The sequence below is a fragment of the Mucilaginibacter sp. OK268 genome (assembly GCF_900103125.1).
Lineage (GTDB): Bacteria > Bacteroidota > Bacteroidia > Sphingobacteriales > Sphingobacteriaceae > Mucilaginibacter.
On sequence record NZ_FNJV01000007.1, the window covers coordinates 61,885 to 83,606 of the forward strand.

Consider the following 21,722-nt stretch of genomic DNA (forward strand, 5'->3'; position numbering starts at 1 on the left):
TTGCTAAGGGTAAAGTAATCATCACTTGAGTAAACCTACCCGGTGTTAAAAAGCTTATTTATACTTCTCTTTATCCAGGCTCTTTTTTACCACAGCTTCATGAGCCCTTTTGAGTATAGCTACCATATCTTCGGTTTTCATGGGTTTGGCTATGTAATCATCCATGCCTTCAATCAAACAAAGTTCACGGTCTTCGGGGCCGGCGTTGGCGGTCATGGCGATGATGTATGGTTGTTTAAAAGCATACTTGCGAATATGGCGAGTAGCTTCAAAGCCATCTATTTCGGGCATTTGCACATCCATAAATATCACATCAACCGGGTTTAATTTTAGCTTGTTTAAGGCCTCGAGCCCGTTTTGTGCTATTATAAATTGGTAACCTAGTTTGGTCAGCATCCGGTCAACCAGTTTTTGATTGATCAGGTTGTCCTCGGCCACTAAAATGCGCATCGGGAAGTTGGTCGCGAAGTCTGCATCAAATAATTTGGGAGATTTTGACTCTGTGAAAATAGAGGCAGGCTGGTTTTGGAACTCTGCCTGTATACTTTTACCCAACTGATTTTGCTTAACAGGTTTGGTTAAGATAGCGGAGAACAATCCCGGATATTTTTTCTTTGATCCATCGCCAATGGAACTCAGCATAATTACAGGCAGGTTCTTATAATTTCTTTTTATGGCTCGCGCCAGGTCGACTCCATCCATATCCGGCATTTCCATATCGGTGATGACCAGGTTGAATTTTGCACCTTCTGATAACAGATCAAGCGCTTCTACAGCCGATGCCACCGATACGGTTACTATTCCCCATTGTTCCAACTGTGTTTTTAATATAAACCGGTTGGTTTGGTTATCATCAACTACCAATATCTTTTTACCTTCCATTTCGGCAGGGTTCAATACTATCGGTACATGTTTTGATTGCTTTTTACTGATGGCTGACCTGATGGTAAACATGAATACGGAGCCTTCTTTGTAAATACTCTCCACCCAAATATCGCCGCCCATGAGTTTTACCAAACGCTGACTGATCACCAGGCCCAAACCGGTGCCCCCGTATTTGCGGGTAGTTGACGAGTCAATCTGCGAGAAGGCATTGAACAGGCCCGGGAGTTTTTCGGCAGGGATACCTATTCCGGTGTCCATCACGCTAAAGCCAATCTCGATATCGCCATTTTTAAAGGTTTTGGATAGGTATACTTTTATAAATACTTCGCCTTTTTGAGTGAATTTCAAGGCGTTGCCAGTTAGGTTGGTGATCACCTGTTTAAGCCTCAAGCTGTCGCCGATAATTTGTATGGGCAAGGCAGCGTCTATCTGGTAAACCAATTCCAGATTTTGCTGTGAGGCTTGTTGCGAAAAAAGGTCCATTACCTCTTCGATACAATGGCGCAAATCAAAATCGTCCTGCTCAATATCCATTTTGCCCGACTCTATTTTTGAAAAATCAAGGATGTCATTGATCACGTTCACCAGGCTGTCGCCGCTGGCTATAATCGTATTGGTATATTCCCGCTGTTCGTTATTCAATTCCGTCTCGCCTAAGAGAGAGGCCATCCCAATCACGCCATTCATCGGTGTCCTTATTTCATGACTCATGGTGGCCAGAAATATGCTTTTGGCTTTGTTGGCTTTATCAGCTTCTTCACGGGCCTGCCGCTCTTGCTGGCGCTGCAACTCCAGCTCTTCAGACTGTACCAGTAATTCTTCGTTCAGGGCTTGCAGCTCTTCAGATTGGGACTGGAGTTCTTCGTTTAAGGCCTGCAGATCGGCCGATTGTTTTTTCAGCTCGTCAGACTGTTGTAAAACTTCTGCGGTACGTTCAGATACCTGCTGCTCCAATAGCGCCTTTTGTTTAATGATGGAATTCACCTTTAAACGGTATAAGCTATAAATAATGCCAAAAACAAAAAGGGTAACCAGGATAATAAACCACCAGGTTAGCCAAAACGGGGGCAGAACAGTTAATTCTATACTCAACTCGTGGGTTGACCATACCCCATCCCCATTATGACTTTTTACTTTAAATGTATAATTACCGGGAGGTAAATTAGTATAGGTTGCCGTGTTTTTATGCCCAACATTATTCCAGTTTTTATCAAAACCTACTAATTGATAAGCATAAACAGAACGGCTTGATAAGGCATAATCCAGTGATACAAACTCAAATGAAATTACCGATTGATCATAGTTTAAAGTAATAGCTTGGGTAACACTGATATCCTGTTTTAAAGGAGATGGATCCTGATCATTTTTAGCTACCGGTATAGAATTGTTAAAGATCTGGAAGTCGGTTAAAACTAAAGGTGGATTATAATGACCGGCGACGATTTTTTCAGGGTCAAATACGTTGAACCCGTTAACCCCACCAAAATACAAGCGGCCATCCTTGCTTTTTAAAGCAGATTTGGCTTTAAACTCATCGGCCTGTAAGCCATCATCAACGGTGAAGTTTTTGAATTTTTTGGTTACAGGATTGTATTTCGAGATGCCTGTATTAGTGCTTATCCAAAAATTACCGCTATTGTCTTCTTCAATAGCGTAGGTATAGTTATTGGGTAAACCATCATTAGTTTTAAAAACGGCAAATTTGCCTGTTTTTGGATCAAAACGATTTAATCCATCAAATGTACATATCCATATATAGCCGGCCTGGTCTTCTAATAAATCAAGCACAGCGTTATCACTAATACTGTTTTTTGAAGGGTCGTGTTCGTAAATGGTGAACTTGCCGGTTTGCGGATCAAAAAGATCAAGACCGCCATCGCTTGTGCCTACCCAAAGATTGCCCTTTGAATCTGCCAGTAATGAATTAACATTATCGTCGCTCAGGCTTTTTGGGTCATTAGCATTATGCCTGAAATGTTTGAATTTGTTTGTTTTAGAGTCGTACAGATCAAGGCCCTGACCAAAAGTACCGATCCATATTTTATGATCGGGCGTTGCTGCAAGAGCATATACGTTATCGCCAGCCAAACTGCTACTGTCATTAGGGTTGTGGTGGTATGATTTAAACTGATGGGTACGGGTATTCATCACGCTGATGCCGTTGCCCCAGGTACCTATCCATAAGTTGTCTTTATCGTCTTCCCGAATAGTCAAAACATAGTTGCCGGAAATGCTGTTTTTATTATTTTCCTGGTGTTTGTATGTTGTAAACGTCCCTTTGGATGGGTCAAACAGGTTTAATCCGCCGCCATCTGTGCCTATCCATATGTTATCCTTTTTATCCTGATAAAAATCCAGTACGTAGTTATTTGAAAGGCTTCCGGCTTGAGCGGTATGCTTATAGTGGGCGAAGTTTTCCTTTATTTTTTTATATAGACTGATGCCCGAAGCGAAGGTGCCTATCCACATATTTCCCACGTTATCTTTTAATATCACATCAACCGAATTACTGGCTATACTGCTATTGTCAATATCGTCCTGATAATGGTTGGTAAACTTGTTTTGGGTATAATTAAATATGTTTAAGCCTCCGTTTTCTATCCCTATCCATAAGTTTTGGTCGCCGTCTTCGGCAATGCTTTGAATACTGTTGCCAGAGATTGAATTGCTGTTGCTTGGATCGTTTTTAAAATGTTTGAAGGTATGGGTGTTGCCATCATATAAATTTAAGCCCCCGCCATCTGATGATCCTATCCAAAGATGATGGCCGCTGTCTTCAAAAATGCAGTTTACGTTATTTACGGAGATCGATCCCTCAATCTTATCATCGTGCATAAAATGGGTAAACGTTTTAGCAGATGAGTTAAAGCGATTTAAACCACCATTTATGGTTCCAATCCATATGGTGTTATAACTATCAACACAAATACTTCTGATGTTGTTATCACTCAAACTACCGGGATCATTACTGTTATGTTTATAGTGTGTAAACCGGTTTTTACCTATAAGGTATTCATCAATACCATCTTCCTGATAGCCGATCCATAAATTACCAGTTTTATCAAAAACAAGCTTTGTAATATTATTGCTCGCTATAGTGTTCGCATTGTTTTTATTGTGCAGGTAGTGATAAAAATGATTTTTTTTTCGATCATATTTATTTAATCCACCGCCCAATGTGGCTATCCAAAGGTCGCCGTTTTTATCCTCAGCAATATGAGTAATATAATTACTACTGATGCTTGTACTGTCGGTAACACTGTTCCGGAAGATCTTGAATTTATTACCATCAAAGCGGTTTAAGCCATCAAGCGTTCCTGCCCATATAAAACCATGGCTATCCTGAAAAATAGTGTTGATGTTGAGCTCTGATAAGTTAGCACGACTACCAATGCGTTGAAAATGTAAAGGCTGGTTTTGAGCAAATACATATAATGATATAGTCTGAAAAAGTAGAACAAAATAAAACTTACAGCCCCTCATTATATCAGTAAATTATGATTTATACGGTAGCAAATAATCGAATGAAATGATTATCTAATTTACTAAAATACTGTTAAATAAATCGGAATTAGATATGGCTATTTAAACGCGCCAATATTATAATTGGTTGTGACGCAAAATACGCTTGCTATTTGCCGCTTAACTAAAGTGTATAATAAATACACTGGGTATACCTAAACAAGCTGTACTTTTGCAATATGCAACAACAAAGCAAGGATCCGCTGCACGGTAAAACATTACAAATGATATTGGAAGAACTTTTGGCTCAGTTTGGCTGGGAAGAATTAGACAAACGCATCCGTATTAATTGTTTTCATGATAACCCCAGCATACAATCGAGCCTTAAGTTTTTACGTAAAACTCCATGGGCCCGTAAAAAGGTAGAGGATCTGTACGTGGCTTACTGCGTAAAGTAGCTTAGTGCTTACGTTTATTGTTCATCTTGGCCTTTTGACCAGAACTATAGTTATAAGTTTTTGCATTAGCAGCCTTTTTTTCATGAAAGGCGGCACCAACTACAGGAGTATCGGGGTTTGATTTGGCTGTTTTTTTATCAGCTTCCTCTTTTTTTGCTTTTATCTCTTTTTCAATAACCAGTTCATCGGGCAAGGTGGCTGTTGGTATCTTTTTACCGCTGGCTTGTTCTATCTTTTTAACCTGGCTTAGTTCCAGGTCGGTGGCAAAAGTAATCGCCAGCGTTTCCTGCTCATTGTTGGGGTCGTGGCTAACGATGCGCTCAATAAAAGTTTCTTTTTCCAAGGGCAGGTCAAAATGGATCAGGAAGGGGATGCCGCTTAAATCGACGGTTTCGTTATTTTCATTGATCACGATCAAAACCCTGGAGTTTTCGGCAGTTTTAAAATCTTCCATGTTTTTAAAACCATTGGTATCAAAAAACTGCGGATTTAAAAAAGCTACGGCATCACGCAGGCGGCCATAAAGACTTTTATATAATTTATCGGCGGTGACTTTGGTGTTTACGAATACTACTGTTTTGGTGAACAATTCCTCATCGTACAGGAACAAATTGAGCAAATTGAGCTTGGTGCCAAAGTTGGGCACATTATATAATAGTTGAGGATGTGTTTGTAAAGGCTGCTCCTGCAACTCTTCTATCTCAATAATGGCAGGCTGATTCATGAAAGGGGCCAGCATTTTTTCGAGCTTGCTGTGCATTACCTCGGTAAATACCAGGTGCTGACCTCTGCCTATGCTGTTGGCGAGCTCCACAACAGGCAGCTGCAGTCCTTTTTTGATCATCATATCGGCATCATCAATTACCAGCAGATCAACTTTATTTAAGTTAAGCGCCAGTTTCAGGTAAATAGCCCTTGCCCTGTCGGGAGTAGCCACCACAATATCGGCGCCATCGGCCAATGCATCCATCTGCGCTTCAATGCCAGGGGCAACGTATAAGCCAACTATGGAGATCGATTTGTTTTTATTGAGCAATTCAAATTGTTCAATCACCGCCATGACCTGTTCCTTTTCGGGTACCAGGATCAATACACGCGGAACACCTTCAGGGGCGTAATTGAAACGGTTTAAAACACCCAAAACATAAGTGGTGGTTTTGCCGCTTCCTTCGGGACCTATGGCTATTATATCCTGACCGCCAACTATGCGGGTAAGCGTTTTTAATTGCAATTCTGTAGGGTCTGTAAAACCTGCTTCATTTACCGATCTAACCAGTTGCTTATTCAGCTTTAATTTTTCAAACCACACCATCAGAAATTGTATTAAATATTTAAGAGGGCAAAATTACCAATTTAACTGCTCATATTTTTATAAAGATGAATTATAGATAAAAGAGGAAGGATAGAAGGACAAAGGAGCAAGGACAAAAGAACAAAGGTGGAAGGATAATAGAGCAAGGACAAAAGACAAAAGAATAAGGATTACTTTCTTTAATCCCTCTTTCCACCGTAGGTGAAGAGAGGGTGGTCCAGCGAAGCGCAGACCGGGTGAGTCTACTCTACTTAAAACAGCAGCCCCGAAAAGTTTGTGCGCGGAGCCAGATCAAGATAAGGGTATGTGACCTTTGAAAGATATAAGCCCTGCGGATGAGCCGGTATAATGATCTTGGGTGTTTGCTTACTGGCGAGGTAATGTTCAAATTCGTCAATGCTCATATCTCCACGCCCAATATCCAGCAAGCGACCAACGATGATCCTGATCATCTTACTCAAAAACCTGTTGGCCGATATGTGAAACCGCAACCTGTCGCCGCTTTCATCAACAAATAACCCGGCCGATGATACCTTACAAATGGTATGGTCAATCCTGTCGGGCATTTTGCAGAACGCGCGGTAGTCATCATATAAAGGCAGCAATGCTGTAGCCTTTTTCATGGCATCAATATCCAGGTTTGTTTCGGGATACAACGAACTAAAGCCGCTTAAAAATGGATCCTTATAGGTATGGATAAAATAATCATAGGCGCGTTGTATGGCATCAAAGCGGGCATGTGGCAAGCCTTGCATCGGGATAATGTCAAACAGGGCTATATCGTCCGGTAATATTTTATTGAGCCTGAAAAACAGATCGAAATCCCATTCCTGTTCCAGATCAATATGAAAAAAGAACTGACTCGCGTGTACATGCGCATCGGTGCGGCCGCAGCCAACAATAGCAACAGGGCGTTTAAGTAGTTTGCCCAGTGCGGTTTCTAAAACCAATTGAACACTATTAACCCCGGCGTGTTTTTGCCAGCCACTGTACTGTGTACCATGATAACCTATGTGGAAAAAATAACGCATCTGTATATGGCTCAAAAATCCGTAAAAAATCTGGTAAAGCAGGTATAAAGTAAAAGCCCCCGGTTTTATACACCGGAGGCTTTTATAAATGTTTATATGCTACGCTTTAAACTTTTTTAGGTGGCAGATCAAATGCTATGGCGTCATGTTCAAAATGACCTTTATGTGAGCCATCGCAAAATGGTTTATTGGCCGACAGGCCGCAACGGCAAATTGATAATACAGTACGGCCTTGTAAACCGTATACGTTGCCTTGCGCGTCAACAATTTCAAAATCGCCGTCAACTTTTACAGAGCCGTTATTATTAATGGTAAGTCTGGTTTTCTCCATGTGTTAATTTTTTGCCAAAGTTAACACATGGCATTGTCTGTAAATGGTCTATTTGTTATTTAGAGTTGTTCCGGATTGCGAAAATCATAACCTACAAATGACAAATTGATGATGCGTAAAATTTAATGTCGAAACACATAAGTTTTAGCTTTGTTAAGGAAGTAAGGAGAATCAAGATATTAGAATCAAGAGGCAAGAGGAAAAGCGATAAAGGGATAATTGCATTGCTGATCCTTTTTTCAATTGTCTTGATTCTTGACTCTTAATTCTTGACTCTTTCTCCGCGTTACATCAAAAAAATACCACAATATGGAATACAGACAATTAGGAGCATCGGGATTAAAAGTGCCCGTATTAAGTTTTGGAACGGCCACTTTTGGCGGAGGTAACGAGTTTTTTAAAGCCTGGGGAAACACGCAGGTGGATGAGGCTAAAAAGTTGATCCATCTTTGCCTGGACGCGGGTGTTAACTTTTTTGACACAGCCAATGTGTACTCGCGTGGACTATCTGAAGAAATACTGGGCCACGCGCTCGAAGGTTTACGCAACCGGGTACTTATTTCGTCAAAAGCTACATTTACCATGGGCGATGGCGCTAACGATTATGGCTCTTCACGCTATCATTTAATACAACAATGCGAAGCTAGTTTGCGCCGCCTGAATACAGATCATATTGATGTTTATCATATGCATGGTTTTGATGGTACCACACCCGTTGAAGAAACCTTACGAGCCCTGGATGATCTGGTAACCAGCGGCAAGATCCGTTATATAGCGGCCTCCAATTTTTCGGGCTGGCACCTGATGAAGTCTTTATCGGTATCAGAACGCTATGGTTGGAGCAGGTATGTTGGCCATCAGGCTTATTACTCATTACTTGATCGCGAGTTTGAGTGGGAATTGATGCCACTGGGTATCGACCAAAAAGTAGGTACCATAGTTTGGAGCCCGCTGGCTTCCGGCCAGTTAAGCGGAAAATATCGCAGAGGACAACCTATTCCGCAAGACAACAGGAGAGCACAAGGTGGTAGCCATGGCCCGGAAACTAACCTTGAACGTTTATATAATATTGTTGATGCCCTTGATGAGGTGGCCGAAGAAACCGGGAAATCGGTAGCGCAGGTATCGTTAAACTGGTTATTACAGCGGCCAACAGTAGTTAATTTAGTAATTGGTGCCCGTAATGAAGAACAGTTAAAACAAAACCTGGCCGTCATTGGCTGGGACCTGACCACAGAGCAGGTTAAAAAACTGGATGCCTCCAGCGAGGTTGATCCGATATATCCGTATTGGCATCAACGCCAAAATACAAAGTTAAACCCACTGCCTGATTTTTATTAAGTAGAGGTCTGTTGTCTGAATCAGAATTTCCAGAATGAGAAAATTTTCAGAATTTTACGTTTAAAAATCTTGTTAATTCTTAAATTCTGAAAATTCTGATTCAGAAATTATGGCTACAGACATGTTTGCTTTTATGCAGTTTATGCGCGATACCTTGCTATCGCTGCCCGGGGTAACCGAAAAAATGCACTTTGAGGACCCTGCATTCTATGTAAATAAGAAGATTATGGCCAATGTGAAGCTGAAGGACGAACTGGTAGCTTTACATACTCTTGAACGGGAGAAATGGATGATTGCCGATCCAGATACATTTTTCATCACAGATCATTACCGAAATTACAAATACATGCTGGTAAGGCTCGAAACCGTATCGCCCGATGATCTGAAAGAACTACTGATCACCGCCTGGCGTAACCGGGCTACCCAAAAACTCATCAGGGAGTATGAAGGGCAATAATATTGCCATAACTTTTCTATTTAAACCACACCGGTAACTTTATGCGTAAAACTACGTATGCAAAAGGGTATAATTACCCGTAGAAAATTGTATGATAAGATTTAATTTTATGCAATAAATGATTCCTGTTTAATAATAGCTGTTCAACGGGCTTTAAAAATAACAGGGATCAACCTAAACCTTATCACTTTAAATCCCAACGATCATGGTAAAAAAGCAATACCTGAAAGAAATAGTTATAACCGCCACTCAACAAAGGGGCGGAAGCACCAACACCGTAAAGGATGTGATGAAGGTGCAAAGCTGGCTTAATTTATATGCTATGGTGAACCCATCAGCCGGTACAGCTACGGGTATCGATGGTGATTTTGGCCCCGCTACACAAACCGCGGTGAAAGCCTTTCAACAGGCTAAAAGTCTGCCGCAAACCGGTATTGTAGATGCCGCCCTTTTTACAGAATTATCAAAACCTATGCTGAATGCCTTTACCGGTAACATAGCGGGTACTGACTTGCGCACGTTAGTGGTTAATACAGCTTTTCAGCACCTCAATAATGCCCCCTATGAACTCACTATTAAAGGACAGAGTAACAGTGGGCCTTGGGTGCGCAGCTATATGGATGGCATGGAAGGTACGCCATGGTTTTGGTGTATGGGCTTTGTGCAAACTATTTTAGATCAGGCTGCCAGTAAGCTTGGTAAGGATTTTCGTACGTTGATGCCTTTATCCTATAGCTGCGATACGGTAGCCACCACGGGTATCCAAAAAGGATGTCTTAGTCGTTATGCTACTGTACGAAGTAATCCGTCGATAGTAAAACCGGGTGATATTTTCCTGCTGCAGAAAACTACTTTCGATTGGATACATACAGGCCTCATCACGGCTGTTCATGGCGATGTGTTTGAAACCATCGAGGGCAATACCAATAACGATGGCAGCAGTAACGGCAACGGAGTGTATAAACGGGTCCGTAATTTTCAAACCTCCAAGCTAGACGTATTCTCGATACAGGGTTTGGTTTAGAAAATATATTTAACTGTAAATTTAAGGAGGCCCAACTATTGGGCCTCCTTTGTTTTGCCCTTTTCTTTAAATGATTGTTTCAGAAGCTGATTTAAGTCACAGTTAAGTTACAGTTCATTTTGAAAAAAAGTTGTTCATTTTCTTTAAAGCTTTCTAAAACTTAGCTAATTTGCCATATTTGCTTGCACAAGTGGTAGGGTATAAACCAATTAACCGATTTTAGATATGATTAGCCGTAGAAAGTTCATCCAGACAACTTCAATAGCGGGCACCTGTTTCCTGCTTACACCCGAGCTATCAAAAGCCGGGGTTTTTAAAGGGTCGCCAAATGATAAGGTAGTATTAGGAATGATGGGAACCAATAGCCGGGGCTTGTACCTGGCCCAAAGCTTTGCCCGTATACCCAATGTTGAAATAGGATATATATGCGATGTAGACTCCAAAGTGGTTGATAAAACTATTAATGAGATATTCAAAATAACCGGTAAAAAGCCAAAGGGTATTACCGATATCCGTAAAATGCTCGAGATCAAGGAAATTGACGCGGTTGTTATCGCCGCGCCCGATCATTGGCATGCACCAGCCACCATTATGGCCTGCCAGGCTGGTAAACACGTTTATGTAGAAAAACCATGCAGTCATAATCCGCATGAGGGCGAAATGGCGGTTGCGGCATCAAAAAAATACAACCGTTTGGTGCAAATGGGTAGTCAGCGCAGGTCATTTACCAATGTACAGGCCCTGGTTAAGGAATTGCACGAGGGTGTTATCGGTCGTGCTTATTACGCCAAAGGCTGGTATACTAATCACAGAGCAAGCATAGGGCATGGTAAGGAAGTACCTGTACCTGAAAACTTGAATTATGATCTTTGGCAGGGCCCGGCGCCACGTGTAGCTTATCGCGACAACCTGATCCATTATAACTGGCATTGGCTTTGGAACTGGGGAACCGGCGAAGCGCTGAATAATGGCACCCATGAGCTGGATGTGATCCGCTGGGGACTCGGTGTCGATTTTCCGAATAAGGTAGTATCAACCGGTGGTCGTTTCCATTTTAACGATGACTGGCAAACACCTGATACGCAGAATATCCTCTACAACTTTCCTAACAATACGGCTGCAGAGTGGGAAAGCCGCAGCTGCAATGGCTTTGGTATCGAAAAATTGGGCAGGGGTGTGATATTTTATGGCGACAAAGGAACCTTGTTTTACGGAGGCGGCAATGGCTATCAGGTTTACGATGGCGAAAACAAACTGGTGAAAGATGTTAAGGACGATACCAAGGTTGATGCTAATAATAAAGTGAGCCCTACCGAAGCGCTTGATGGTTTACACATGAAAAATTTTATCGAAGCCATTCGCGGTAACACAGCTTTAAACTGTCCTATAGAAATCGGTTTCCGGTCGACGCTGCTGCCTCAACTGGGTAATATATCTTACCGGGTTGACAGGGTATTACATACCGATCCATCCAACGGCCATATTTTAAACGATCCGGAAGCCACAAAACTATGGAGCCGGGAGTATGAAAAGGGCTGGGAGATAAATGTATAAACCTTGTTAAGCTTTTCCAGAGAATTTACGGGATTTGAAAAATCCAAAATAAAAAACCAATATAACATTACACATGAAGAAAATCATCTACCCGGTCATGGCCCTGTTTGCCGTGGCTGCCCTAATGCCTGTTACCAGTTGTGCCCAAAATGCTTTATTTGATGGTAAAACCCTTAAAGGCTGGAAACGCCTGGCCGGTACCGCCGATTATAAGGTAGAAGATGGCCAGATAGTAGGAACCACAGTTTTAAATTCAGGCAATTCATTTTTAGTTACCGAAAAAGAGTATGGTGATTTTATATTAGAACTGGATGCTAAAATTGAAAGTAAGTTGAGCAACTCCGGTGTACAAACCCGTAGTCATTATGATCCGGCAGGTCATGAAGGTAAGGGCAAGGTTTATGGTCGCCAGTTTGAAATTGATCCGTCTGATCGTAAATGGACAGGCGGTATTTATGATGAAGGCCGCAGAGATTGGCTTTACCCGCTTGATCTGAACGCCAAGGCAAAAGATGCTTTTAAGGTTGGTGAGTTCAACCATATCAAAATTGAATGTATCGGCAACGAAATGAAAACCTGGATTAATGGCATTCCTACTGCAGATGTGGTAGACACCATCGATAATAAAGGTTTCATCGGGTTGCAGGTACATGCTGTAAGTAAAGAGGAGCAGGCAAATAAAAAAGTATATTTTAAAAACTTTAAGCTGCAAACCACTAATTTAAAGCGTACACCTTTTCCAAAGGATATCTACGTAGTAAACTTACAGCCCAACAGCATTACCCTTGCCGAAAAAACCGCCGACTGGAAACTATTGTATGATGGTAAAACTAACACAGGATGGCGTGGCGCTACTTTAAAAACTTTTCCAACCATGGGATGGGAGTATAAAGACGGAACCATGCATGTACTGCCATCGGTTGGAAAAGAGGAATCAGGCGGTGGTGATATTGTGACCGATGAACAGTACAGCGCTTTTGATCTTTCATTTGAATTTAAGCTAACACCGGGTGCCAATAGTGGGGTTAAATATTTTGTAACCCTGTCTGAAGTGACCAAAGGTTCTGCCATCGGTCTGGAGTACCAGGTATTGGATGATAAACTGCACCCGGATGCTAAGCTCGGACGTGATGGGGATCGTACCCTGGCTTCCTTATATGATCTTATCAAAGCTAATAAACAGGAGCGTTTTGTGCACCCGATAGGCAGCTGGAATACCGGCAGGATTGTGGTTTACCCGAATAACCATGTAGAGCATTATCTGAACGGCGTTAAAGTGCTGGAGTACGAACGGGGCTCAAAAGAATTCCGTGACCTGGTAGCTATCAGTAAATACACCATTTGGAAAAACTTTGGCGAAGCTAAAGAAGGCCACTTGTTATTACAGGATCATGGTAACGAAGCGTTTTTCAGGAATATCAAGATCAGAACATTAAAGTAATTACCTCCCTCTATATAAATTGTCATTCTGAGCGAAGGCGAAGAATCTGTTTTAAGTTAGCTTACAAATAGATTCTTCGTTTTTCGGAATGACAATTTCTCTTTTAAAGCTTTCCTTTTAAGAAAAGCCCTGGCCGGATAATCCCGGAATTATTTCCTCCTAGGTAAGAAGCATTTAACTAATGTTTATAAATTTTGAGTGGTTTTTGCCAGCCTGATTTATAGATCAAAGCTTTTATTTACTATTTTTAGTTATTCAACAGGCTTTGATTCTGACTTTGATTTGCGTGCGGAATCAGCATTTAACCGTGTCAAAAATCAATTGTACTCTATCGAGCTAAACGCATATTTCCAAAATTTTATTAATAACTATAATTAACACAAATGAGTAAGATCACAGTAAAAGACGGAACCGAAATTTATTACAAGGACTGGGGAACCGGACAACCACTTTTTTTTCATCATGGTTGGCCTTTATCCGGCGATGACTGGGATGCGCAGATGATGTTTTTCCTGGAAAAGGGGTACCGGGTGATTGCCCATGATCGCCGGGGCCATGGAAGGTCAAGCCAGGTTTCAGGCGGGCATGATATGGATACTTATGCAGCCGACGTAGCGGCGGTAACCGAGGCATTAGATCTGAGAGATGCTGTACATATCGGTCACTCAACCGGCGGCGGCGAAGCTATCCATTACGCGGCTAATTTGGGCAAAGGTCGTGTAGCCAAAGTGGTGCTGATTAGTGCGGTTACGCCATTGATGGTTCAAACCGAAAATAACCCGGATGGCGTTCCCTTGGCTATATTTGATGAAATACGTGAGGGTACGGCATTTAACAGAGCCCAATACTTTGAAGATTTTACCATTCCATTTTATGGTTATAACCGTGAAGGAGCTAAAATATCGCAAGGAATCAGAGATAATTGGTGGCGTCAGGGCATGATGGGTGGAGTAAAAGCACACCATGACGGTATTAAGGCTTTTTCAGAAACAGATTTTACAGAAGATCTTAAAAGTGTAGATATTCCTGTACTTGTTTTGCATGGTGAAGACGATCAGATCGTTCCATTTCCTATTTCGGGTGCGAAAGCTGTAAAGCTTCTGAAAAATGGAAAATTGATCTCTTATCCGGGTTTCCCGCATGGAATGCCAGCGACAGAAGCTGCAACTATAAACAAGGATCTTTTGGCATTTATCCAATCTTAAATAAAATACTGTCCTTCATGATTGTAAAAGCTATCACCATTTATGGTTGATGGCTTTTATTTTGAATATATATACCGTAATCTATAACGAGCTTCTTACGGTAACATGAAATGGCACCGCAAAATGTTCATGACAATTACTCAGGGCGAATTCCGCCGCTTTGCTGCCCATCAGTTTAAAATCGGTTGATATAGTGGTGATGCCATCCAGTATGATCTCTTTAAGGGCCGTTTCATTATAAGAAATAACGCCCACATCTTTGGCTACCTTCAAATCAGACGCGATGATTTTTTTGATCAGTTCAACCAGATCATCTTCCATCAGGCTGATATAAACCGTTTGGGGCTGTATGGTTTCCGTAGATAAAGACTCAACCACCGCATACTCAAAAGCATACTGCCGGCAAAAATTTAAAAAACCCTTCATGATCTCCTTGGAATGATAGGTTTTACCTGGGAATATCAATTTGATGGTATGATAGTTAGTCAGCCTATCCAATAGCTTTTTCAGGGCCTCGTATACATCAGAGGCAAAGTTTTCATATATCGCGGCGAACTTTCCGATCACTCCTGGCACCAGGTTATCCAGCAGGATCAATTTGTCCTTTGGTATGGTATTGATGATCTCATGTGCTTTGGTCTCATTATCCAGGAAATGCGGGATAATGATATACTTGGCATAATCGTTTTGAGTGCTTTCGGTGATGATCTTTTTAAAAAAGTAGAAATCGTTGTTGTAGATGTAAAAATCGATGGTGGCCTGTTCGCCTATCGTGGCAACAAAAGCGTCGTAAATGATCTTTTTATGCGCGCTCAGCTTATTAAACAGCAGGAATATTTTTAAGGGTTTCTGAAAATCGGTGTTGGAGATAAAAAAGCCCTTGCCTGGTACCGAACTTACAATGCCCTTGTCCTTTAATTCCTTGTAAACCCGCTCAATAGTGTTTCGCGAGGTATCCAGAGCAAAACTTAGGTCGTTGATAGAGGGCAGCATATCATCCTTAACAATATCACCACTTTCTATACCCCTGATGATCGCGTTGGATAACTGCAGGTATTTGGGCGTGATAGAGTACTCGTCTATCGAAAGTATTTTCAGATAATTCTTCACATTTATAATTGGAACAGCACAAATGTAATATTACACAATTGTATTTTATTCATTAAAAAGATGGTAGGGGATAGTTTGAAAAATGTATATATTTATCTTGTTATAACCAATTAACCATCTCCGGCACAATCAATTACCGGAGCCCTAAAAACTTAATTAAACTATTCCCCTATGGTATTAAATTTACTTAACCCAAAGTTTCTTCTTTTATCGTTTTTTTTAATTATTGTGTTTGCCAGCGGTGCAAAGGCACAGGATCCTTATCAACCCTACCGGCAGGATTGGCTGAAAAAAGCCGAGGATAACAAACCTAAACTCGTTGAAACCGAAAAGCAACCGGTAAGCCTGGTTCGATTAGAGAAAGACCCCGCGGCTTTCCAGGGCTGGAAGGCTGTAAATACAGATAGTGTAGGCAAACTGTATAATACATCGTTCAAAACACAAAGCGGTGTTGTGGTGGATTTTGGTGAGCATCTTACCGGATATTTTACTTTCTCGATAAAAGCCCTCAAAGGAACCGCTGATGGGCCGGTGCGATTAAAATTTACCTTTGGTGAGGTACCGGCAGAATTATCAGTACCCTTTGATCCTTACAAAGGAACCCTAAGCCGGGCCTGGTTACAGGATGAAACGGTTACGGTAACCGAAATGCCTGCCGATATCACGATACCCCGTCGCCTGGCTTGCCGTTTTGTAAAGATCGAGTTGCTTGGCGCTTCACCATATTTTGATTTTCATATCAGCAATATGGTGTTTAAAGCAACTTCGTCTGTAGCCTTTAAACCACCACTTTTAGCTACAACTACGCCCCAACTGATAGCCGACATTGACCGGGTTGGTCTCGCCACTTTAAAAGAGTGTATGCAAACCGTATATGAGGATGGCCCCAAACGAGATCGCCGGCTTTGGATAGGCGATTTGTACCTGGAATCCTTAGCCAATCAGTTTTCTTACCAAAATAACCAACTTACCCGACGTTGTCTTTATCTGCTGGCTGGCTTATCTGCAGATGATGGTGTTTTGATCTCCAATGTATTTGAAAGCCCCGAGCCCCATGCGCAGGCCGGCAGCCGATTATTTGATTATTGTTTGTTGTATGGCGTGGCGTTGAAAGAATATGTTGCCGCTACCGATGATAAACAAACTGGCCTCGATCTGTGGCCGGTTGCCAAAAAGCAGCTGGACATTATCCGTAAATATGCAGGGAAGGATGGTATGATGGATTATCAAAAAGCAGGTAAAGAGTGGTGGGTGTTTTTTGACTGGAAGGATGGCTTGGATAAACAAGCCTGCTTGCAGGGACTCTCTATTTATGCCCTGAACCAAACCTATGCCCTGGCCAAACTGCTTGGGAAAGAGAGCGAAGTAGATGACATTCAATCATTAGCTAAAAAATTAAAAGCCGCGGCATATAAAAATCTGTATGATCCGAAGTCGGGCTTGTTTGTAAGCGGGGTAAATAAACAGATCTCCTACGGTTCACAAGCCTGGATGATATTGAGTGGGGTGGCTTCCAAACAGGAAGCACAAACGGCTTTAAAAGCACTGCCAACAGTTAAGGACGCCGTACACCCTGGTGCACCGTATATGTTTCATTATTACATAGCGGCCCTGATCGAGAGTGGTTTAAAGGCTGAGGCAAAAGACGCGCTGCAAAATTACTGGGGTGGCATGGTCAAAAAAGGAGCTGACACCTTTTGGGAAGTGTATGACCCGAATGATGAACTGAAATCGCCTTATAACTTTTACCCAGTAAACAGCTATTGCCATGCCTGGAGCTGTACGCCGGTTTATTTTATCCGGAAGTACCCGGAGATATTTCAGCGGTAGACCGTTGATGGGTTTTAGATTATGTTGATTTCGTTGATGTTGGCTGGATTCTCATGATGTGAACAGGATTCCGAAAATCAGCGAAATCAGCGAAATCAACGTAATCATCAAAATCAACGGTCAATGCTCTACTGCCTGTCCGTTATCTTTCTTTTTAAAACTATAATATAAATACCCCAACGCCGGCAATATAAATAAACTACCCACCAGCAGGCCTATACCCAGGTCGTCGATAGATTTGCCTGTGGCATGATCTGTTAGTAACGACATGGAACTGCCATCTTTAAAGATCACAAACCGCGGGAAACGGGTATGCCCAACCGATATCAGGATCATACTTACCTGGAACGCGGCCAGTACCCTGATCCACTGTTTGTTCTTTTTATCGGAGATGATGAACCATAGCAGTATAAGCGATAGGGTGGCAGCGATAACGGCCGCTAAGCTTAGCAGGTTACCAAATATCCAGTCGGCCAAATGAACATGCTCAAAATGTGATGCCAGGAATACCAGCGCGCCTAGTACTACAGCGGCTATGTTCATAGCTTTAGCCTTCTTAATAAAGCGTTTGATATCATATACTTCGGTACATTCCCCTATGAGGTAAATGGCGGCCAGGAAACCACAGAGCGCCACGGTAAAAAGTCCTACCGAAACCGAAAACCAGTTGAGCCAGCTGAAAATATAAGCTCCCGCAAAAGTTTTGGCGCTAGGGTCAATCTGACCGGATAAGGCGCTGCCAGCTATAATACCCAGGAACATGGGCGTAACAAAGCTGGAGTAAACAAATATATGGTTATAAAAGCCCTGTGTTTTCTCGTCCTTAATGGCGTCATAATTTCTAAAGGCGAACGCCGTTCCCCGGGCGGTGATACCCAGTAGCATAATGAGCAGGGGGATGTGCAGGTAAACGCACATTTCGCTGTAAATGGTCGGAAAACCTACAAACAGGATCACCACGGTAATGATGAGCCACATATGGTTGGCTTCCCATATCGGGCCGATAGCCTGATAACTGGTTTTGCGGGTGCGGTGCTTGTTATCATTCGAGGTAAAAAGTTCAATGATACCCGCGCCAAAATCGGCACCGCCTAACAGAAAGTAGAGCGTAATGGCAGCAAATAAAAACAAAATAACTACGTACAACATATCTTTACGGCTTAACGGTCATACAATTCAGGTACCATTTGTATCTGCCTTTTCAGTAGGAAAATAACAAACACACTCAGGGTAAAATAAATAAAGGTGAACAGGTAAAAAGAGTACTGGATGCCCGGCATGGGTGTAACCGCTTCGCTGGTACGCATAACGCCCTGAATGATCCATGGTTGCCGGCCCACCTCGGTTACTGTCCACCCAGCTTCTAAGGCAATAAAACCGGCAGGGGTAGCCCAGATAAACATTTTCAGGAACCACCCTTTATTAAACCAGCTCTTCTTTTTCAACAGAGCAATAAAATATAATATACCGATCAACATCATCAGCATACCAAAACCAACCATGATCTGGAAGGCATAATGCGTAACGGCAATAGGTGGCTGATTTTTAACGGGGATCTTATCCAAGCCATTAACCTGCTGCTTGAAATTATCATGTACCAGGAAACTCAATAAGCCGGGGATTTCAATACCATAATTTACCTTTTTTGCAGCTGTATCGGGTATGCCGCCAATAACCAGAGGAGCATATTCCTTAGTATGGAAGTAAGCCTCCATGGCAGCCAGCTTGGCGGGTTGCCTTTTGGCCGCGCCCTTGGCAGATATATCACCGCTTAGAGGTTGTAAAATGGCCGCCGCCGCGCCGAATATAATGGCTATTTTGAATGCTTTACTATGGAAATGTACATTGCGCTTGCGATAGATCATGAGCGCGTGGATCCCGGCTACAGCGAAACCCGTAGCCGAAAACGCGGCTATGGTCATGTGCAGGGCTTCGGAGAACCAGGCTTCATTAAACATGGCCTTCAATGGATCGATATTGATGTATTTGCCATTCACAAAATCAAAGCCTGACGGACTGTTCATCCAGGAGTTGGCCGATACTACTAGTATGCCAGATGCTATACCGCTGATGCCTACTACAATACCCGTAACCCAATGGAACCAGGTATTGAGCCGGTTCCAGCCGTAAAGGAAAAAGCCCAGTGCTATCGCCTCAATAAAAAAGGCCACACCCTCGAGGGAAAATGGCATCCCGAATATAGGGCCGGCATGTTTCATAAAGCCCGGCCAAAGCAGGCCCAGTTCAAAGGATAACATGGTGCCCGAAACGGCTCCTGTGGCAAAAAATATAGCTACGCCTTTACTCCAGGCAATGGTAATATTTTTGTAAACCGGATCTTTGGTTTTGATCCATTTGTAGTGTGATATGGCCATAAAAACAGGCATCACCATACCAATGCAGGAGTATATGATATGAAAACCTAACGATAAGGCCATTTGCGACCTTGCTGCAATAAAATCATCCATACAGGTAATACTAAATAATGGCTGAATTTAAAGCTATAATGTAACAAAATCGTGAAGATTTGCTAATTGATATTAAATATAAAATATACTTTCTAAGTGTAATTGGTTGTATTAGTGGCTAAAAATTAGTAAAGATATGCGGGTTTAATTATCTTTTTGGAAACGCTTTGCAAGCTCAAAGCCATTAAATTCGGGACTGGTTGTAACTTCTCTTATATATGTTAGCGGCATCTGAAAATTATTCATCTCCACTTGTGTAGCAAATTCGATTTCTGCTATCCATAATTCTTCGGATAGGTTTGTATACCTGTCTAAACCAATAACTAAGGGGCCTGCAGCTACGAGGTATCTGGTTTTTTCTACAGCTACACACTCAAAGCTATTTAACAGCAGATATTCTTCCCGACTTAGGTAAATGGTCGTGATCTGTTGTTCTCCTGTTGTATTTAGAGGCGTCTTTTTGGTTAACTTATAGGTTGTCCCGCTCCCATCTGTAACCATACGGAATCTTATAGCGGTGTTACGTATGTAATGGTCTGTAATATGTTTATAGGGTAGGCCATTAATATTAATGTTATCGGGAGATATAAGGAATTTTCTTTCTCGTTCTACTAAAGCATATTTAGGCATAAACTTGCAAATACTGCTAATTATCAATCTTTATATTACGGAGCCTTACTTGTTTTTTAACGTCGATCCCCTGATGATCAGCTCTGGCTTAATACTGATGATCTTCGGTTTGGTCGTGGTGTCATTATTACCTATCTCCTGGAAAAATAAATTGGCCACGGTATTGCCCATATAAACGCTAAACTGATCGATAGTGGTAATGGATGGACTCGTGATCTCCGAAAAACTTTCATTGGCGTAACCACAGATCCCCAGTTCTGATGGTACTTTGATACCCATGGCATTGGCCACATCCAGTACACCCAGTGCTGAGAAATCAGATGTAGAGGCAAATATGGCATCCGGAGGCTGGGGCAGGCTTAACAGCTTACGAGTTCCCTCGGCGCCCAGCTCTTTCGTCCAGGCGTTCTCTACAATTAACTCGTCTATTACCGGCACATTGTATGCTTTAAACGCTTTTAAGTAACCTTCCTTGCGCTGTTTAAAAATGCTGAGGTTTTGAGGGCCTTCCAGCAGGGCTATTCTTTTATAACCGCCTTCTATCAGGTGTGAAACTGCCTCGTATGAAGCCTGAACGTTATCATTGATCACTTTCAGGGTTTCCAGCTCTTCGGCAACACGGTCGAACTGGATGAGCTGAATGCCGTGATCCAATACATTTTGAAGATGCTGGTAATCATAACTATCGGCCGATACAGATATCACAATACAGTCTACATGCTGGTTGATCAGAGTATTTACACACTGGATCTCTTTATTATGGTCTTCGCCCGATTGGCAAATGATCAGGTTATAACCTTTCTGGTAGGTAACCTCCTCAATGCCGGCGATTACGTTCGAGAAAAAATTCTGGTTAATGCGGGGGATCACCACACCAATAGTTTTGGATTGCCCTTTGCGCAAATTGGACGCCAGTATGTTACGTTTATAATTGAGCTCATCAGCAGTTTTAATGATCAACTCCTTGGTTTTCTCGTTCACCTGGCTGCTGTTATTCAGCGCCCTGGAAACAGAAGAAGCGGTAATGCCCAGTTTTTCGGCAATATCATAAATGGTGGTACGTTTTACTTTCTTCATTACAAAGTGCAAGTTGGAAAAAATATTTTACGCAATCGATTGTAATTTTAAATATTTATTTAATTTCGTCTCGTTAAGTTACCAAAAAATAAACACACCTTAATTA

The 21,722-nt window shown here is 42.1% G+C and carries 17 protein-coding genes; 8 read left to right on the forward strand and 9 right to left on the reverse strand.

Annotation, left to right across the window (positions count from 1 at the left end; all coding sequences use genetic code 11):
* Positions 1-54: 54 nt before the first annotated feature.
* Positions 55-4,368: a hybrid sensor histidine kinase/response regulator gene (locus BLR84_RS20460; protein ID WP_090471858.1), complete on the reverse strand. Its 4,314-nt coding sequence runs from the start codon at positions 4,366-4,368 to the stop codon at positions 55-57.
* Positions 4,369-4,586: 218 nt separating this feature from the next.
* On the opposite strand from BLR84_RS20460, the gene BLR84_RS20465 reads away from it, so the two are divergent.
* Complete coding sequence (locus tag BLR84_RS20465; protein WP_090471860.1) at positions 4,587-4,805, forward strand: VF530 family protein; 219 nt, start codon at positions 4,587-4,589, stop codon at positions 4,803-4,805.
* A gap of 1 nt (position 4,806) precedes the next feature.
* On the opposite strand, the gene BLR84_RS20470 is transcribed toward BLR84_RS20465, so the two are convergent.
* The 3 genes from BLR84_RS20470 to BLR84_RS20480 all read right to left on the reverse strand — a co-directional run bounded on the left by BLR84_RS20470 (position 4,807) and on the right by BLR84_RS20480 (position 7,479).
* Complete coding sequence (locus tag BLR84_RS20470) at positions 4,807-6,117, reverse strand: DEAD/DEAH box helicase (RefSeq protein ID WP_369829190.1); 1,311 nt, start codon at positions 6,115-6,117, stop codon at positions 4,807-4,809.
* Between the two features lie 251 nt (positions 6,118-6,368).
* Complete coding sequence (locus BLR84_RS20475) at positions 6,369-7,148, reverse strand: tRNA pseudouridine synthase A (RefSeq protein WP_090471862.1); 780 nt, start codon at positions 7,146-7,148, stop codon at positions 6,369-6,371.
* A gap of 106 nt (positions 7,149-7,254) precedes the next feature.
* Positions 7,255-7,479, reverse strand: coding sequence for a CDGSH iron-sulfur domain-containing protein (locus tag BLR84_RS20480; protein ID WP_076370299.1), 225 nt, complete (start codon positions 7,477-7,479; stop codon positions 7,255-7,257).
* A 309-nt stretch (positions 7,480-7,788) separates the two neighbouring features.
* On the opposite strand from BLR84_RS20480, the gene BLR84_RS20485 reads away from it, so the two are divergent.
* The 6 genes from BLR84_RS20485 to BLR84_RS20515 all read left to right on the forward strand — a co-directional run bounded on the left by BLR84_RS20485 (position 7,789) and on the right by BLR84_RS20515 (position 14,501).
* Entirely contained in the window at positions 7,789-8,820 is a 1,032-nt protein-coding gene (locus tag BLR84_RS20485) for an aldo/keto reductase (protein WP_090471866.1), read from the forward strand.
* Positions 8,821-8,929: 109 nt separating this feature from the next.
* A complete protein-coding gene (locus BLR84_RS20490) occupies positions 8,930-9,277 on the forward strand; it encodes an MmcQ/YjbR family DNA-binding protein (protein WP_090471868.1) in 348 nt (115 codons plus the stop codon).
* A gap of 205 nt (positions 9,278-9,482) precedes the next feature.
* Entirely contained in the window at positions 9,483-10,301 is an 819-nt protein-coding gene (locus tag BLR84_RS20495) for a peptidoglycan-binding domain-containing protein (protein WP_090471870.1), read from the forward strand.
* A gap of 225 nt (positions 10,302-10,526) precedes the next feature.
* A complete protein-coding gene (locus BLR84_RS20500) occupies positions 10,527-11,855 on the forward strand; it encodes a Gfo/Idh/MocA family protein (RefSeq protein ID WP_090471872.1) in 1,329 nt (442 codons plus the stop codon).
* Between the two features lie 73 nt (positions 11,856-11,928).
* Complete coding sequence (locus BLR84_RS20505; RefSeq protein ID WP_090471874.1) at positions 11,929-13,296, forward strand: 3-keto-disaccharide hydrolase; 1,368 nt, start codon at positions 11,929-11,931, stop codon at positions 13,294-13,296.
* A 383-nt stretch (positions 13,297-13,679) separates the two neighbouring features.
* Positions 13,680-14,501: an alpha/beta fold hydrolase gene (locus tag BLR84_RS20515; protein ID WP_090471878.1), complete on the forward strand. Its 822-nt coding sequence runs from the start codon at positions 13,680-13,682 to the stop codon at positions 14,499-14,501.
* 81 nt (positions 14,502-14,582) lie between these two features.
* Here BLR84_RS20515 and BLR84_RS20520 read toward each other — a convergent pair whose 3' ends face one another.
* Positions 14,583-15,611 carry a GntR family transcriptional regulator gene (locus BLR84_RS20520; RefSeq protein WP_369829191.1) on the reverse strand — a complete coding sequence of 343 codons (1,029 nt, stop codon included), beginning with the start codon at positions 15,609-15,611 and terminating at the stop codon, positions 14,583-14,585.
* Positions 15,612-15,782: 171 nt separating this feature from the next.
* On the opposite strand from BLR84_RS20520, the gene BLR84_RS20525 reads away from it, so the two are divergent.
* A complete protein-coding gene (locus BLR84_RS20525; protein ID WP_090471881.1) occupies positions 15,783-17,441 on the forward strand; it encodes an alpha-L-rhamnosidase-related protein in 1,659 nt (552 codons plus the stop codon).
* 120 nt (positions 17,442-17,561) lie between these two features.
* Here BLR84_RS20525 and BLR84_RS20530 read toward each other — a convergent pair whose 3' ends face one another.
* From BLR84_RS20530 to BLR84_RS20545, 4 genes are all read right to left on the reverse strand, one after another.
* A complete protein-coding gene (locus BLR84_RS20530; protein ID WP_090471883.1) occupies positions 17,562-18,590 on the reverse strand; it encodes a cytochrome d ubiquinol oxidase subunit II in 1,029 nt (342 codons plus the stop codon).
* Between the two features lie 11 nt (positions 18,591-18,601).
* Positions 18,602-19,909, reverse strand: coding sequence for a cytochrome ubiquinol oxidase subunit I (locus BLR84_RS20535; protein WP_090471886.1), 1,308 nt, complete (start codon positions 19,907-19,909; stop codon positions 18,602-18,604).
* Between the two features lie 144 nt (positions 19,910-20,053).
* On the reverse strand, positions 20,054-20,539 hold the full coding sequence (locus BLR84_RS20540; protein ID WP_090471887.1) for a CYTH domain-containing protein: 486 nt from the start codon (positions 20,537-20,539) through the stop codon (positions 20,054-20,056).
* A gap of 45 nt (positions 20,540-20,584) precedes the next feature.
* Entirely contained in the window at positions 20,585-21,616 is a 1,032-nt protein-coding gene (locus tag BLR84_RS20545; protein ID WP_090471889.1) for a LacI family DNA-binding transcriptional regulator, read from the reverse strand.
* Between the last annotated feature and the right edge of the window lie 106 nt (positions 21,617-21,722).